The sequence below is a fragment of the Saccharopolyspora oryzae genome, assembly GCF_027853915.1.
In the GTDB taxonomy this organism is placed as follows: domain Bacteria; phylum Actinomycetota; class Actinomycetes; order Mycobacteriales; family Pseudonocardiaceae; genus Saccharopolyspora; species Saccharopolyspora oryzae.
The window spans coordinates 1-13,740 of record NZ_JAQGLA010000125.1 but is presented as its reverse complement, the minus strand read 5'-3'; the positions used below and the strand labels follow the sequence as shown (position 1 = coordinate 13,740).

General features: G+C 67.7%; 16 protein-coding genes and 1 tRNA gene. 13 read left to right on the top strand and 4 right to left on the bottom strand.

The window, feature by feature from the left end:
* Window positions 1–149 precede the first annotated feature (149 nt).
* From OU415_RS36010 to OU415_RS35985, 6 genes are all read left to right on the top strand, one after another.
* A complete protein-coding gene (locus OU415_RS36010; RefSeq protein WP_270954161.1) occupies window positions 150–554 on the top strand; it encodes a VOC family protein in 405 nt (134 codons plus the stop codon).
* A 146-nt stretch (window positions 555–700) separates the two neighbouring features.
* Window positions 701–1,690, top strand: a complete 990-nt coding sequence (locus OU415_RS36005; protein ID WP_270954160.1) for a GlxA family transcriptional regulator — start codon at window positions 701–703, stop codon at window positions 1,688–1,690.
* A 78-nt stretch (window positions 1,691–1,768) separates the two neighbouring features.
* Window positions 1,769–2,377 (top strand): cysteine hydrolase family protein, encoded by a 609-nt coding sequence (locus OU415_RS36000; RefSeq protein ID WP_270954159.1) that lies wholly within the window; start codon window positions 1,769–1,771, stop codon window positions 2,375–2,377.
* Between the two features lie 201 nt (window positions 2,378–2,578).
* Window positions 2,579–2,884: a hypothetical protein gene (locus OU415_RS35995; RefSeq protein ID WP_270954158.1), complete on the top strand. Its 306-nt coding sequence runs from the start codon at window positions 2,579–2,581 to the stop codon at window positions 2,882–2,884.
* A 204-nt stretch (window positions 2,885–3,088) separates the two neighbouring features.
* On the top strand, window positions 3,089–4,297 hold the full coding sequence (gene thrS / locus OU415_RS35990) for a threonine--tRNA ligase (RefSeq protein ID WP_408641979.1): 1,209 nt from the start codon (window positions 3,089–3,091) through the stop codon (window positions 4,295–4,297).
* Between the two features lie 121 nt (window positions 4,298–4,418).
* The gene (locus OU415_RS35985) at window positions 4,419–5,441 is read left to right on the top strand and encodes an LCP family protein (protein ID WP_270954156.1); all 1,023 of its coding nucleotides are present in this window, start codon (window positions 4,419–4,421) and stop codon (window positions 5,439–5,441) included.
* A 26-nt stretch (window positions 5,442–5,467) separates the two neighbouring features.
* On the opposite strand, the gene OU415_RS35980 is transcribed toward OU415_RS35985, so the two are convergent.
* The gene (locus tag OU415_RS35980; protein WP_270954155.1) at window positions 5,468–5,902 is read right to left on the bottom strand and encodes a carboxymuconolactone decarboxylase family protein; all 435 of its coding nucleotides are present in this window, start codon (window positions 5,900–5,902) and stop codon (window positions 5,468–5,470) included.
* A 247-nt stretch (window positions 5,903–6,149) separates the two neighbouring features.
* Here OU415_RS35980 and OU415_RS35975 point away from each other — a divergent pair, with 247 nt between their 5' ends.
* From OU415_RS35975 to OU415_RS35960, 4 genes are all read left to right on the top strand, one after another.
* Window positions 6,150–6,551: an SSI family serine proteinase inhibitor gene (locus OU415_RS35975; protein ID WP_270954154.1), complete on the top strand. Its 402-nt coding sequence runs from the start codon at window positions 6,150–6,152 to the stop codon at window positions 6,549–6,551.
* A 139-nt stretch (window positions 6,552–6,690) separates the two neighbouring features.
* On the top strand, window positions 6,691–7,029 hold the full coding sequence (locus tag OU415_RS35970; RefSeq protein WP_270954152.1) for a tRNA-binding protein: 339 nt from the start codon (window positions 6,691–6,693) through the stop codon (window positions 7,027–7,029).
* Window positions 7,030–7,107: 78 nt separating this feature from the next.
* Window positions 7,108–7,617 (top strand): mycothiol transferase, encoded by a 510-nt coding sequence (locus OU415_RS35965; RefSeq protein WP_270954151.1) that lies wholly within the window; start codon window positions 7,108–7,110, stop codon window positions 7,615–7,617.
* Between the two features lie 69 nt (window positions 7,618–7,686).
* The gene (locus OU415_RS35960) at window positions 7,687–8,142 is read left to right on the top strand and encodes a GtrA family protein (RefSeq protein ID WP_333779285.1); all 456 of its coding nucleotides are present in this window, start codon (window positions 7,687–7,689) and stop codon (window positions 8,140–8,142) included.
* Window positions 8,143–8,344: 202 nt separating this feature from the next.
* On the opposite strand, the gene OU415_RS35955 is transcribed toward OU415_RS35960, so the two are convergent.
* A tRNA-Gly gene (locus OU415_RS35955) sits at window positions 8,345–8,415 on the bottom strand.
* An 80-nt stretch (window positions 8,416–8,495) separates the two neighbouring features.
* Here OU415_RS35955 and dcd point away from each other — a divergent pair.
* From dcd to OU415_RS35940, 3 genes are all read left to right on the top strand, one after another.
* A complete protein-coding gene (gene dcd / locus OU415_RS35950) occupies window positions 8,496–9,077 on the top strand; it encodes a dCTP deaminase (RefSeq protein WP_270954149.1) in 582 nt (193 codons plus the stop codon).
* Window positions 9,078–9,278: 201 nt separating this feature from the next.
* A complete protein-coding gene (locus OU415_RS35945) occupies window positions 9,279–10,688 on the top strand; it encodes a sugar porter family MFS transporter (protein WP_270954148.1) in 1,410 nt (469 codons plus the stop codon).
* Between the two features lie 326 nt (window positions 10,689–11,014).
* Window positions 11,015–12,163 (top strand): epoxide hydrolase family protein, encoded by a 1,149-nt coding sequence (locus OU415_RS35940; RefSeq protein WP_270954147.1) that lies wholly within the window; start codon window positions 11,015–11,017, stop codon window positions 12,161–12,163.
* A gap of 209 nt (window positions 12,164–12,372) precedes the next feature.
* Here OU415_RS35940 and OU415_RS35935 read toward each other — a convergent pair whose 3' ends face one another.
* Both OU415_RS35935 and OU415_RS35930 read right to left on the bottom strand, forming a co-directional pair.
* Entirely contained in the window at window positions 12,373–13,305 is a 933-nt protein-coding gene (locus tag OU415_RS35935; RefSeq protein ID WP_270954146.1) for a sigma-70 family RNA polymerase sigma factor, read from the bottom strand.
* Between the two features lie 217 nt (window positions 13,306–13,522).
* The coding region (locus OU415_RS35930) for a hypothetical protein (protein ID WP_270954145.1) at window positions 13,523–13,740 on the bottom strand (218 nt) is incomplete at its 5' end.

The window sequence follows — 13,740 nt, the reverse complement described above, 5'->3', positions numbered from 1 at the left end:
GCCCTGATCTGCCTGGCCCGACGACGCTGCGACGTCCTGTTCGCCATGCTCAAAAACAAGACCCACTACCAGCCAACCCGACCCACGGCGCCCCCAGCAGCCGCTTGACAAAACCATAGGAACACCCTCCAGCGCAGGAAGGATCCACCGTGCAGCTCGTCTCCGTCCGAGTCATCACCAACGACGTCGCCCGTCTCGTCGAGTTCTACGAGCAGGTGACCGGCCTCGATGCGCGGCGGCCCGCCGAGCAGTTCGCCGAGCTCGTAGGCCCGTCGTGCGCGTTGGCCATCGGCAGTGCCGAGACGATGGCGCTGTTCAGCGCCGGGGCGGCCGTGCCCGAGTCGAACCGGACCGCGATCCTCGAGTTCCTCGTCGAGGACGTCGACCGGGAGTGCGAACGGCTGACGAGCCTGGCCGTCGCCCCGGAGATCGTGCAGAAGCCGACCACGATGCCGTGGGGAAACCGCTCCCTGCTGTTCCGCGACCCCGACGGCAACCTGGTCAACTTCTTCACCCCGCTCACCGACGAGGCTCGCGCGAGGCTCGCCCGCTGACCGGCCCTATCAGCGGCGTTGTCAGTTGAACCGCAGTCGGCACGCCGTTCTTGGCATTCTCCACCGGGAGGGCGCCTTGCGTCGGTGTCCGGATGTGACAGTTGATCGTCATTGAGGACGTCGGGGGCAGCGGTGAACATGGAGGCATGCCCATTCCGCACCGTGTTGTCCTCGCGGCCTTCCCGGACGTCGATCTGCTCGACGTGACCGGGCCTGCCGAGGTCTTCGCGCTGGCCAACCGGGAAACCGCGGGCCGTGCCGGCTACCAGGTCCGCATCGCCGGGCCGGTCGCCGGGGAGGTCCGGACGTCGGCCGGGGTGCGGTTGGTCGCCGACGTCGGTTTCGCCGACGTCGGCGATGACGTGGACACGCTCCTGGTGCCGGGCGCGGTCGACATGACCGATGACGGGCCCATCGCCCGGGTCGACGACGACGTCGTGGCGTGGGTGCGGGAGACCGCTCCGCACGCCCGGCGGGTCGCTTCGGTGTGCGTGGGTGCGCACGTGCTGGCCGCGGCCGGGTTGCTGGGCGGGAAGGCGGCGACCACGCACTGGTCGACCGCCGCTCAGCTCGCCGCCGAGTACCCGGACATCGCGGTCGACCCGGATCCGATCTTCGTCCGCAGCGACTGCGGTCGCTTGTGGACCGGGGCCGGGATCAGCGCCTGCCTGGACCTCGCCCTGGCCCTGGTGGCCGAGGACCTGGGCGAGCAGACCGCGCTGGGGGTGGCCCGGCAGCTGGTCATGTACCTCAAGCGGCAGGGCGGGCAGAGCCAGTTCTCCGTGCCGTTGAGCCGACCTGCGGCGCGTCGGGACATCGACGAGCTGCGGTTGTGGATCGCCGACCACCTCGACGAGGACCTGTCCGCGCGAGCCCTGGCCGCCCGGATGTGCTTGAGCGAGCGGCATTTCGCGCGCGTCTTCAAGCAGGAGACGGGCGCGAGCCCGGCCACCTACGTCGAAGCGGCGCGCGTGGAGCTGGCGCGTCGTCTGCTGGAGACCACCGATGCCCCGCTCGAGCAGGTCGCGGCGGCATCCGGGCTGGGTTCGGCGGAGACCTTGCACCGGGCGTTCCGGAGGCAGCTCGCCACCACCCCGGCGGCCTACCGGCGGCGCTTCCGCACTCCGGCCGCTTGATCTGACAGTCACCTGATTCCCCTGGCGCGTGGCGAGGGGACTGCTTCGCCATGCCGATTTCCGACGAGAGGACGTTTCATGAGCACGCCATCCAAGACCCTGCGCGACGTGATCGGTCTGGACGGCCAGCCGCCTCGGCTGAGCGAGTCGGCCCTGGTCCTGATCGATGTCCAGAACACCTACCGCACCGGTGTGATGGCCTTGGACGGTGCGGAGGAGGCGGTACCGGCCGCGGCTCGGCTGCTGGAACGCGCTCGGGCTGCGGGAACGCCGGTGGTGCACGTCGTCAACGACGGTGGTGAGGGCTCGCCTTACGACATCCGCGCACACATCGGTGCCATCTGCGACGAGGTCGCGCCGATCGACGGCGAGCCCGTCGTGGTCAAGCAGTTCCCGAATTCCTTCCACGCCACCGAACTGGAGAAGACGCTGCACGACCTGGGCGTGATCAGCGGTGACCTGGTGCTGGCCGGGTTCATGACGCACATGTGCGTCACCTTCACCGCCCAGGGCGCGTTCAACCTCGGCTACCGGCCGACGGTCGTCGCCGACGCCACGGCCACCCGGTCCTTGTCGGCTCCGGACGGCACCGGGGTGCCTTCCGCTGCGCTCCAGCAGGCCGCGCTGACCACGATCACCGACCTGTTCGGCGTCGTCGTCCCCACCGCGGACGCGCTCGGCGCTTGAGCGGGTCGTGAGTGGCGATGGTGGTTCCCACGACCATCGCCACTCACGAGAACTCGTGGCAGCATGGCGGGATGACTCCGTCGCGAAAGGGCGATGCCGCGTAGACCGCCTGGCGCGTTGCGCGCCGATCAATCGGATTTTCCTCGACTGCCCGGCCGGATTCGCGGTGCCGGACGTGGCCCGTGGGCCGAGCTGGACCGGGTGACGGCCCGCCGGATGTACTGGGAGGCTCGGGTCGGGTGGGCGCTCAAGCGGTATCGCCGCTTCCTGCGTCGGCCCGGGCGTTGGTTGTACTTGCCGCGGGCGGATCTCTACTCGCCTCATGACCCGGCGGATGCGCGGGATGAGTTGGAGCTGCTGCTGTCCGAGCTGCCGCCGCGGACTCGTGCTGAACTGCGGCGGATCCTGGTTCCGCTGGACGAGGAGTTCCGGCGGCGCACGTTTCGGGATCCGGTACTTGAGCGGCCTGCGGCTTGGTGGCGTCAGCGACTTCGCGACGGCTACTGACCCGTGAGCACTTTGTGGCGTTATAGCGCCAGAAAGTGCTCACGGGCTTTGTTCTGCTACGTTGGTGGTGTGAAGCGCGCTGGTCTGACTACGACGCCGGACGACGTCCCGGCGCGCTGATTGCTGTTCTCGCGAAGCTCCGGGGCGGGTGCCCCGGAGCTTCGTCGTGTGGTCACCCGCCTCATCACCGGTGAGGAGACCACCATGCACGACCACCGCAAACTCGGCCGCGAGCTGGGGCTGTTCGACACCGATCCGCTGATCGGCGCGGGCCTGCCGTACTGGCTGCCCGATGGCGCTGTCGTGCGGCACACCCTCGAGGAGTACATCCGCGAAGCCGAGCGGCGGGCGGGATATCGGCACGTCTACTCGCCTGTGCTGGGCAAACGCGAGCTGTACGAGATCTCCGGGCACTGGGCGCACTACCGCGACGACATGTTCCCGCCGATGGACCTGGGCGGTGAGCAGGTCGTGCTGCGGCCAAGCCTGTGCCCGCACCACGCGGTGATCTACCGGTCCCGATCCCACAGCTACCGGGAGCTCCCGCTGCGGTTGGCGGAGTTGGGCGGCATGTACCGCTCGGAGCTGTCCGGCGTGCTCGGTGGTCTGACCCGCGTGCGGGCGATCCAGCTCAACGACGCGCACATCTTCTGCACCTTGGAGCAGGTCGCAGATGAGGCGTCCGCCGCGCTGGAGCTGATCCGGAACGCCTACGCCGCAATGGGAATCCGGCCTGCTCGGTACCGGCTTTCGCTGGCCGGTGAAGGTGGGAAGTACGTCGCCGCGCCGGAGAAGTGGCAGCGGGCGGCCGAGCTGCTGACCGAGGTCCTGGAGCGCAGCGGACTGGAGTACGAAGCCGTCGAGGGGGAGGCGGCGTTCTACGGTCCGAAGATCGACGTGCAGGTGGCCGACGGCGCTGGGCGCGAGTCGACCCTGTCCACCGTGCAGGTCGACTTCCACCAGCCCGAGCAGTTCGACCTGCACTACATCGGTGCGGACGGCGCCAAGCACCGGCCGGTCATGGTGCACCGAAGCATCATCGGCAGCGCGGAAAGGGCCGTCGCGCACCTCATCGAGCTGCACGGCGGGGCTTTCCCGGCCTGGCTGGCGCCGACCCAGCTCGTGGTGCTGCCGATCTCCGACGCCGAGCTGCCGCAGGCGGAACGCCTCGCGCAGCAGTGCCTGGAACTCGGCCTCCGCGCGGAGGTCTCGGCGCACGGCAGCCTCGGCGCCCGGATCCGCGACGCGCGCCTGGTGCCGTACCAGGCGATCATCGGGGCGAAAGAGGCCGCGGAAGATCAGGTTTCGCTCCGCCTGCGCGACGGTCAACGCCTGGATCCCCAGCCGGCGGCTGAGGCGTTGTCCCAGATCACCGACCTGGTCGCCAACCGCAGCACCGCCCTCTGGAGTTGATGTCCATAGTGGATTGGACGGGTGGTCGATCAGCCAGGGGCCGACCACCCGGTCGGCAGCAGCGTGTCCCTTTTTTCCGGACACGTGGCAACCGAAAGCTCCGCAGGACGTCTGGATGGGTATGAACACCCAACAGATGCGGAACGACTGGGGCGCGCAGCGGCCGGCGTACGGGCACCGGCCTGCGCCGCGGCGGCGCGGTCGTCGTGTGCTGGTCCTGGTGCTGCTCGCGCTGGTCCTGTTCCCGCTGGTGTTCGGGGGGTGGCTCTGGTTCCGCGTCGATTCGTCGATCAACCGGATCGGCGCCTTCCCCGACTACTCCGGTCGGCCGGCGGCGGGCTCGGGCGCGAACTGGCTGATCGTCGGCTCGGACAGCCGCGAAGGCCTGGACCCGGACACGGCGGAGAGCCTGCACGTCGGCGAGGCGGATGGGGGGCGCACGGACACGATCATGATCGCGCACGTGCCGGACAACGACACGCCGCCGACGCTGATCAGCATCCCGCGCGACTCCGAGGTCCCGGTGCCGGGCCAGGGCCGGACCAAGATCAACGCGGCGTTCGCCATCGGTGGTCCGGAGCTGCTGGCGCAGACCGTGGAGCAGGCGACCGGCCTGCGCATCGACCACTACGCCGAGGTCGGCTTCGGCGGCTTCGCCGGGATGGTCGACGCGGTCGGCGGCGTGGAGATGTGCCTGGACCAGGAGATGCACGACACGAAGACCGGTCAGACGCTGCAGGCCGGCTGCCAGACCCTGGACGGGGAGAAGGCGCTGACGTTCGTGCGCATGCGCTACAGCGACGCGACGCCGCGATCGGACCTCGACCGGGTCGCCAACCAGCGCAAGTTCATCGGCGCGCTGGTCGAGCAGGCCTCGAGCTTCAGCACCCTGATCAACCCGTTCCGGACCTACAGCTTGGCCGACGAGGGCGCGAGCTCGCTGACGATGCTCGAACCGGACGGCACCGGCGACCTGCTGTCGCTGGCCTGGGCGATGCGCGGCATCTCGTCGGACGGTGTGGTGACGACGACCGTCCCGGTCACCGACTCCTCAGCGAACCGCTGGGACAAGGAGAAGGCGAGCGAGCTGTTCGAAGCCGTCGGCTCGGACCAGCCGATCCGCCAGGACCTGATCACCGAGTGACCCCGGTCGTGGCCGGTAAGCCCGGCTTACCGGCGCGGCGGCTTCATCTCCAGCGGCACCCCGATCAGGTTCAGCGCGTTGATCAGCGAAACCTGCGTGACGAGGTGTCCGAGCTCGGCCTCGTCCGGGAACGCCTCGCGCAGCGAGTCCCACTGCTCGTCGGTGATGCGCTCGCGACGGGTCGCGGCTTCGGCGTAGCCGAGCGCGGCCCGCTCCCGCTCGTCGAACAGCTCCGACTCCTGCCACACCGGCAGCTGGAGCAGGCGGTTCTGCTCCTCACCGACTCGCAGTGCTTCGCGGCTGTGCATGTCGACGCAGAACACGCAGCCGTTGATCTGCGACACCCGGATCTTGACCAGCTCGCGGACCGCTTCGTCCAGCGGCCCTTGCCGGATCGCCGCGTCGGCCTGCTTGAAGCCGGCGTACGGTTCGGGGGCGGTCTTGCTGAGATCCAGTCGCATGGTTCTTCCTTCCATCAGGTGTTCGCCATGGAGACGAGTCTGGGCACGAAAACGTGACTGCGCCGGGTTTCCGGCGTTCGCTGACACGGCGCGTGATTCGAAAACCGAAGCGCGACTCGGAATCTGACCCTTTCGGGCTAGTCGTTATTACGGCAAGTGGTCCAGTAACGTCCTTCGCGTTTCCCCTGCCGCGGGGGTTCGACCGCGGCCGATTCTCCTGGTGCATCAACTGGAAGGTGGAGTAACCGTGTTGGTGAAGCTGGCCCGCCGCGTTCTGCTCGGTTCCGCGCTGATCGTCGGAACCGCGGTCGTTTCCGCGACGACGGCCCCGGCGCAGACCGCCCTGCCCAGCGTCCTCCACCTCTCGCTGAACACCGAGGGCTCTTCGGTCCAGCGCGCGGCGGTCCTGGAATGCCACCCCGCGGGCGGTTCCCACAAGTTCGCCGAAAAGGCTTGCGGCGACCTGGAAGTGGTCCAGGGCGACTTCCGCCGGATGAACGCGAACCTGGCCCGCGCGTGCACCTTGGAGTACTTGCCGGTGACGGCGAAGCTCGAGGGCAAGTGGCGCGGAAACGTGGTGAGCTACACCAAGAGCTACCCCAACGCCTGCGTCCTGCAGAACGAAACCGGCGTCGTCTTCGACCTCTGATCCGCAGAAGCCCCGCGAATCTCCAACCGCAGGGCCGGAAAGCGGCGGTCGCCGGCCACTCCGACGACCGCCGCTGCGCGCACCTGCTCTAACCTGATCCGCAGGTGCAGCAACAAGATCCTGAGCGGGAGGGTGCCGGGTGCAGGAGATCGAGTGGGCCGACTTCGAGAAGGTCGAGCTGCGAGTGGGCACGATCGTGGAAGCCGAGCCCAACGAGAAGGCCCGGAAACCCGCCTACGTGCTGAAGGTCGACCTGGGTGAAGACCTCGGCCTGAAGACGTCCAGCGCCCAGATCACGAACCACTACGAGCCGGAAGACCTCCGAGGCCGCCAGGTCTTGTGCGTCTGCAACTTCCCCTCGAAGCGCATCGCAGGGGTGAAGTCGGAGGTCCTGGTGACGGGAGCCCACGACGAGGACGGCAACGTGGTCCTGGCCTCCTTCGCCCACCCGGTCCCGAACGGAACCCGCCTCCTGTGAATCCGAGCCGAGGTTCCCAACTCCGGGGAAGTTTGGAAACCTGACGGCACACCGCGCACGAGCCCAGGAGCCGACCAGATGACGATGCCGTTCCCGGAACCAACGACCCCAACGGCATCCCGCTCGGAGGTCTTCACCAACTACCTCGGCTTCTTCCGCTCCCGAGTGATCGAGAAGATCGAGTCGCTACCCGACCACGAACTCCGCACCAGCAGAGTCCCGTCCAACTGGACCCCGCTGGAACTGGTGAAGCACCTGACCTACGTGGAACTCCGCTGGATCGAATGGGGATTCCAAGGCCAACCGGTCGAAACCCCCTGGGGCGACTGGAAAGACGACCGCTGGCACGTACCCCCATCAGAAACCAAAGAAGACCTCCTGCAGGACCTGCAGGCCCAAGGCCGCCGCACCACCAGCGTCATCGAGAGCACGAACTTGTCGACCCAGGGCCAACCAGGCCCCCGCTGGAGAGACCAACCCCCAGCAACCCTGGAGCGAGTCCTCTTCCACCTACTCCAGGAATACGCCCGCCACCTAGGCCACCTGGACATCATCACAGAACAAGCAAACGCAAGAACCGGCGAATGACCCCGATCTCGCTTCACACCGCCACGACTTCGAGCTCGCCCCGGTGATACGTTCACGCCAACCTGAGGCGTGAACGCGCTCCCTGGAGGACGTTTGAGTTCAGGCACGACAACAGGACCTGGAGCGAACAGGGGCTTCTTCACCCAAGCGTTCCGCTTCGGTCTGGTGGGAATCGGTGGAGCAGTGGTCGACTACGGCAGCCTGAGCCTGATCCTCGCCCTGGGAACCTGGCCGGAACTGGCCCGCATCTTCAGCTTCACGATCGGAAGCACAGCGGTCTACCTGGTGAACCGCCGCTGGACCTTCACCTCCAACCGAAACTCCAGGGAGGTAGCGGCGCTGACGACGGTCCTCGCGCTGACCTTCGCCTTGGTCGGAGGAGTGAACGCTCTAGCGCTGAGACTGCTCCCAGAAAGCCCCTGGCAGATCACCCTCGCCTGGGCAATCTCCCAAGCGGTAGCAACAACCTTCAACTTCCTAGCCCAACGAACCTTCGTCTTCAGGTCACGGCCCGCTGAGCAGTAGGCCGTACCGGCCACGCCCAGCTGGAGACGCAAGAGGCGCGGCAAAAGCTGGTGGATGAGCAGGCCGGGTACGGTACCTGTCGTAAGGAGCAAGCGGAAGGCGACCCCCGCACCGTGGGGGGCTTGGGGGGTTCGAACCCCCCAATGAAATGGCGAAGGAGCCGCGGCCAACGCGATAGCGTGGCACACGGCTCCCAGCTCCGAGCGGATGACGGGAATCGAACCCGCGTTCTCAGCTTGGGAAGCTGATGTTCTACCATTGAACTACATCCGCGTTACCTCTTGTTCGAGGCGTGCACAGCCTAACATGGTGGGGCGCGAAGATCGCAGGTGGGCTCCCGATACGCTGTGGGTGTGTTGCTGAGTGACCGGGACCTGCGCAAAGAGCTCGACGAGGGCCGTCTCGAACTTGATCCGTTCGACGCCTCGATGATCCAGCCGTCGAGCATCGACGTGCGGTTGGATCGATTTTTCCGGGTCTTCGACAACACCCGGTACACGCACATCGATCCGTCCAAGCAGCAGGACGAGCTGACGTCGTTGGTGGAGACCCCCGACGATGACCCGTTCGTGTTGCATCCGGGCGAGTTCGTGCTTGGGGCGACGTTCGAGGGCGTGCGGTTGCCGGACGATCTGGCCGGTCGTCTGGAGGGCAAGTCGTCACTGGGGCGGCTGGGTCTGCTGACGCACTCCACTGCGGGGTTCATCGACCCCGGGTTCTCGGGGCACATCACCCTGGAGCTGTCGAACGTGGCGAATCTGCCGATCACGTTGTGGCCGGGGATGAAGATCGGGCAGCTGTGCCTGTTCCGCCTGTCGAGTCCTGCCGACTTCCCGTACGGGTCGAAGGAGGCCGGCTCGCGGTACCAGGGCCAGCGGGGTCCGACGCCGTCGCGGGCGTACCTGAACTTCAAGCGCGCCGAAACCAAGCGGTGACGCTCCGCAGCTGCGGTTGAGCGTGTTTCTCCTGTTCGTGGCATAGGTCACCGGGGCTTCCCTGGGCCTTTGGCGACGGTGAGCTACTTCACCCTGAATCGAATAAGCAAGTTGGGGGTTCAGAACTTACGATCCCCTCCGCCCGGCGTTCTGGAACGATTCGCAACGGAGCGGTCGACGTGCGGGCAGCAGGAGTACTCGATGTCCGCATTGCAGTCGCGTGCCTCGGGCGCTGCCACCGAGCACCTCGGGCACGTGGTGATGATCGCCGGAGCTGCCGCGCTCGGCGGATTCCTCTTCGGCTACGACACGTCGGTGATCAACGGTGGCGTGGACGCCATCCAGCAGCACTTCAACGTCGGTCCGGCGCTGACCGGCCTGACCGTGTCCTCCGCGCTGCTCGGCTCCGCCGTCGGCGCCGGGGTGGCCGGTGGGCTGGCCGACCGGATCGGCCGGATCCGGGTCATGCAGATGGCCGCGATCCTGTTCATCATCAGCGCCGTCGGTTCGGCGCTGCCGTTCGCGATCTGGGACCTGGCGATCTGGCGGGTCGTCGGCGGTGTCGCCATCGGCATCGCTTCGGTGATCGCGCCGGCCTACATCGCCGAGGTGGCACCTGCCGCCTACCGCGGGCGCTTGGGTTCGTTGCAGCAGTTGGCGATCGTGCTCGGCATCGCGATCTCGCAGCTGGTGAACTACGCCTTGGCGCAGGCCGCGGGCGGTAGCGCCTCCGGTGAGCTCGGGCCGTTGCAGGCCTGGCAGTGGATGCTCGGTGCCGCTCTGGTGCCCGCGGTGATCTACTTGGTGGTGGCCTCGACGATCCCGGAATCGCCGCGCTACCTGGTGGCCGTCGGCAAGGTCGACCGGGCGCGCGAGGTGCTGGCGCAGGTCGAATCGGGTGACCCGGACGAGAAGGTCGCCGAGATCAAGGCCGCGCTGGGCGGCGAGCGGAAGCCGCGGTTGAGCGATCTGCGTGGCAAGCTCGGTCTGCTGCCGATCGTGTGGATCGGCATGGCGATCGCCGCGTTGCAGCAGTTCGTCGGCATCAACGTGATCTTCTACTACTCGTCGTCGCTGTGGCACTCGGTCGGCATCGACGAGAGCAGCTCGCTGCTGCTGAGCCTGTTCACCTCGATCGTGAACATCATCGGTACGTTCGTCGCCATCGCGCTGGTGGACAAGATCGGCCGCAAGCCGCTGCTGGTGATCGGTTCGCTGGGCATGGCCGCGTCGCTGGCCGTGACCGGTTGGGCGTTCAGCTTCGCCGAGGTCGTCGGCGAGGACGCGCAGCTGCCGTACCAGTGGGGCGTGGTCGCGCTGATCTCGGCGAGCGCGTTCGTGCTGTTCTTCGCCGCGTCGTGGGGCGTGGTGATGTGGGTGCTGCTGGGTGAGATGTTCCCGGCGCGCATCCGCGCCGCCGCGCTGGCCCTGGGCACCGCGACGAACTGGATCGCCAACTGGCTGGTGACGGTGAGCTTCCCGAGCATGCGGGACTGGAACCTGCCGGTCACGTACTTCATCTACGCCGGCTTCGCGCTGATCTCGGTGGTGTTCGTGGTGAAGTACCTGAAGGAGACCAAGGGCCGCTCCCTGGAGGAAATGGGCAGCTGACCTGGTCGGATTCAGAGCCTGCTTCCAGACTCGCCCTGCGTGGCGGTGCGGGTGGCGGAACCTCAGACGCCGCCTGGCTGCGGGATCCCGTTCTTATGTATGTCCCCAATACACGGCGAACGGGCTGTCCTCGCCAGGCGACGTCTGAGAACCCGCGGCGGTGCAAGCGCCGAGGGTGGGCTAAGCGGCTGCGCCGCTTCAAAGAACAAAGGCATCAGATCGAGGGGCGTCCCGTTCGGGGCGCCCCTCGATTTTTTCGGCCGGTTCGGGAACAACTCGGGCGGCTTGCGCGTATTAGTTACCGTACATCGTACGAAGGAGCGTGCATGGCCTCTCGCGACATCACCCCGCACCGCCTCGACATCCCGCAGCAGGACCTCGACTACCTGCGGGAACGCCTGGACCGCGTCCGCTGGCCCGACGAGGTGCCCGGCCTCGGCTGGAACTACGGCCCGCCGCTGGACTACCTGCGGGAGCTGGTGGAGTACTGGCGCGACGACTACGACTGGCGTGCGCAGGAAGCACGGCTGAACGCATTCCCGCAGTTCACGACCGAGATCGACGGCGCGAACATCCACTTCCTGCACGTCCGCTCGTCGCGGCCGGACGCGCTGCCGCTGCTCATCACGCACGGCTGGCCGAGCTCGGTCGCCGAGTACCTGGACGTCGTCGAACCGCTCACCGAAGCCGGGTTCCACCTGGTCATCCCGTCGCTGCCGGGGTACGGGCTGTCCGGCCCGACGACCTCGGTGGGGTGGGGCGCCGAGCGGATCGCGCGGGCTTGGGCGGAGCTGATGAGCCGGCTCGGTTATGAGCGGTTCGGCCTGCAGGGCGGCGACTGGGGCACCTGGATCTCGCGCACGGTGGCGATCGACGAACCGGACCGCGTGATCGGACTGCACACCAACGGCATGATCACCTTCCCGACCGGTGACCCGGACGAGATGGCGGAGCTGACCGACGTCGACCACGCGCGGATGGCCAGGTGGCAGCGCTACACCGACGAGCTGTACGGCTACAAGCTGATCCAGTCGACGAAACCGCAGGCGCTGGCCTACTCGCTGGCGGACTCGCCGGTTGGGTTGCTGGGCTGGATCGTCGGCGTGCTCAAGGAGTGGACCGACTGCGAGGACACCCCGGAGGACGCGATCGACCGCGACCGCATCCTGACCACGGTGATGCTCTACTGGCTCACCAACACGGCGGGCTCGGCGGCGCGGTCCTTCGTGGAGACACCGGACAACTCCGAGAAGGCCGCGGAGGAAGGCGTCGTGGAGCAGCTGACCAAGGGCACGGTGCCGCACGGGGTGGCGGTGTTCCCGAAGGACGTCCTCGCGCCGGTGCGCCCGTTCGCGGAGCGCCTCAACAACATCGTCCGCTGGACGGAGTACGACCGAGGCGGAACCTTCCCGGCGATGGAACAACCGGACCTCTACGTCCGCGACGTGCGCGAGTTCTTCGCCTCCCTGCGGTGACGGTTCCGTGAGTCTTTTGGGCGGTCATAGCAGCCCAAAAGACTCACGGGACTTGACCAGCCGGGCCGAGCCAGAGCCCCGTGAGCACTTTGTGGGGTTATAGCGCCGCAAAGTGCTCACGGGGCCTGAGCAGCTGGAACTGTGCTCAGGCCCGCGTTCCGCCGTCCTGGCGCGGGTTGCGGTGGTGGGTTCGTGCGTGGTTTGGGGTGTTATGGCGCCCCGAAGTACTCACGTGACGGGACGCCCTGCGCGCTGAGGCCTCGGGCGGTGGGGTCCGTGGGGTTGGACCAGGCGAAGGCCATCGCTATGGCCAGGACCAGGGCGCTGAGCAGGAGGAGGAGCCAGGGCGGGAGGTTCTGGGGCTTCGCGCTGAAGGGGCGGGCGTTGTCGTCCAGGACCAGGGGTTCGATGATCGCTCGGATGCCGCTGTTGACCTCGGCGACCTCGTTGGCCAGGGCGCGGCAGCGCTCGCAGTCGTTCAGGTGGGACTGGACGATGAGCTCGTCGCGCTTCGATAGCGCGTTGCGGGCCCAGCCGCCCAGGCGGTCGATCACCGTTCGACAGCGCGGGTCGGACACCTCGGCAAGGTGCGCGTTCAGGTACTCGCGGCGCAGGCCTTCCCGGGCGCGGTAGGACAGCGCGGAGACGGCGTTGGGGCGCAGGCCGAGCAGCGGGGCGGCTTCGGCGGGGGTTCGGCCCTTGATCTCGGTGTGCCAGAGGACCTTCTGCCAGTTCGCCGGCAGCCGGGAGAAGGCCTTCGCCGCGAGCGTTCGCTCCGCCGCGTCCACCGCGGAGTTCTCGACGGGGTCCACCGAGTCGTGGCCGGCCAAGGTCTGGACGTCCTCGACGAGCTGGACCTTCTTCGCGGAACGGGACCGGTCGTAGGCGAGGTTCCGCAGCGTCGTGAGCAGGTACGCGCGGAACGCGGTGGTGGGGCCGCCGCCGGTGTTGAGGCTGTCGAGGACGTTGGCGAAGGCCTCGGAGACGAGGTCGTCGGTTTCGGTCTCGGACCGCGTGACCTGCCGCGCCGTCTTGTAGGCGGCGCGGACGTGCCGCTGGTAGAGCTGCCCGTACGCCCCTTTCTCCCCGGAACGGACCAGCTCGACCAGTTCGGCGTCGCTGAGCTCGGGAGTCTCGGCCATCATTCCTCCGCATCCGTGCCGGTCGATACCGGGACGGCGCTGCCCCTGGCATATGACGCCGGAATCGGCAACTCGATGCGCATGTCCGATTACCGCTGGGTTGATCTCCTGAGGGCGAGGTGGACCGGCGACCGCGCACCTCGGCGGAGGACGCGCTGCCCTGAAAAGCGCGAAGGGCGCCTCCCGGTGGGAGACGCCCTTCGTCGGTTGTTGACGGTCAGCTGCCGGTCGTTGCGGTGTCCTCGGTGGTCTTCTCGCCGCGCTTGACGGCGTTGAGGAGGAGCTGGGCGACGTCGACGACCTCGACCGACTCGGAGGCGACCTTCTCGCTCTGGCGGGCCGTGAGGCCGTCGGAGAGCATCACCTTGCAGAACGGGCAGCCGGTCGCGATCTTCGACGGCGCCGTGCCCAGGGCCTCGTCCACGCGCTCCACGT

Coding starts and splice junctions, on each gene's coding strand:
- OU415_RS35980 (WP_270954155.1), bottom strand. CDS start 5,902: ATGCGACTGGATCTCAGCAAGACCGCCCCCGAACCGTACGCCGGCTTC.
- OU415_RS35935 (WP_270954146.1), bottom strand. CDS start 13,305: ATGGCCGAGACTCCCGAGCTCAGCGACGCCGAACTGGTCGAGCTGGTC.
- OU415_RS35945 (WP_270954148.1), top strand. CDS start 9,279: ATGTCCGCATTGCAGTCGCGTGCCTCGGGCGCTGCCACCGAGCACCTC.
- OU415_RS35965 (WP_270954151.1), top strand. CDS start 7,108: ATGACGATGCCGTTCCCGGAACCAACGACCCCAACGGCATCCCGCTCG.
- OU415_RS35940 (WP_270954147.1), top strand. CDS start 11,015: ATGGCCTCTCGCGACATCACCCCGCACCGCCTCGACATCCCGCAGCAG.
- thrS (WP_408641979.1), top strand. CDS start 3,089: ATGCACGACCACCGCAAACTCGGCCGCGAGCTGGGGCTGTTCGACACC.
- OU415_RS36005 (WP_270954160.1), top strand. CDS start 701: ATGCCCATTCCGCACCGTGTTGTCCTCGCGGCCTTCCCGGACGTCGAT.
- OU415_RS36000 (WP_270954159.1), top strand. CDS start 1,769: ATGAGCACGCCATCCAAGACCCTGCGCGACGTGATCGGTCTGGACGGC.
- OU415_RS35985 (WP_270954156.1), top strand. CDS start 4,419: ATGAACACCCAACAGATGCGGAACGACTGGGGCGCGCAGCGGCCGGCG.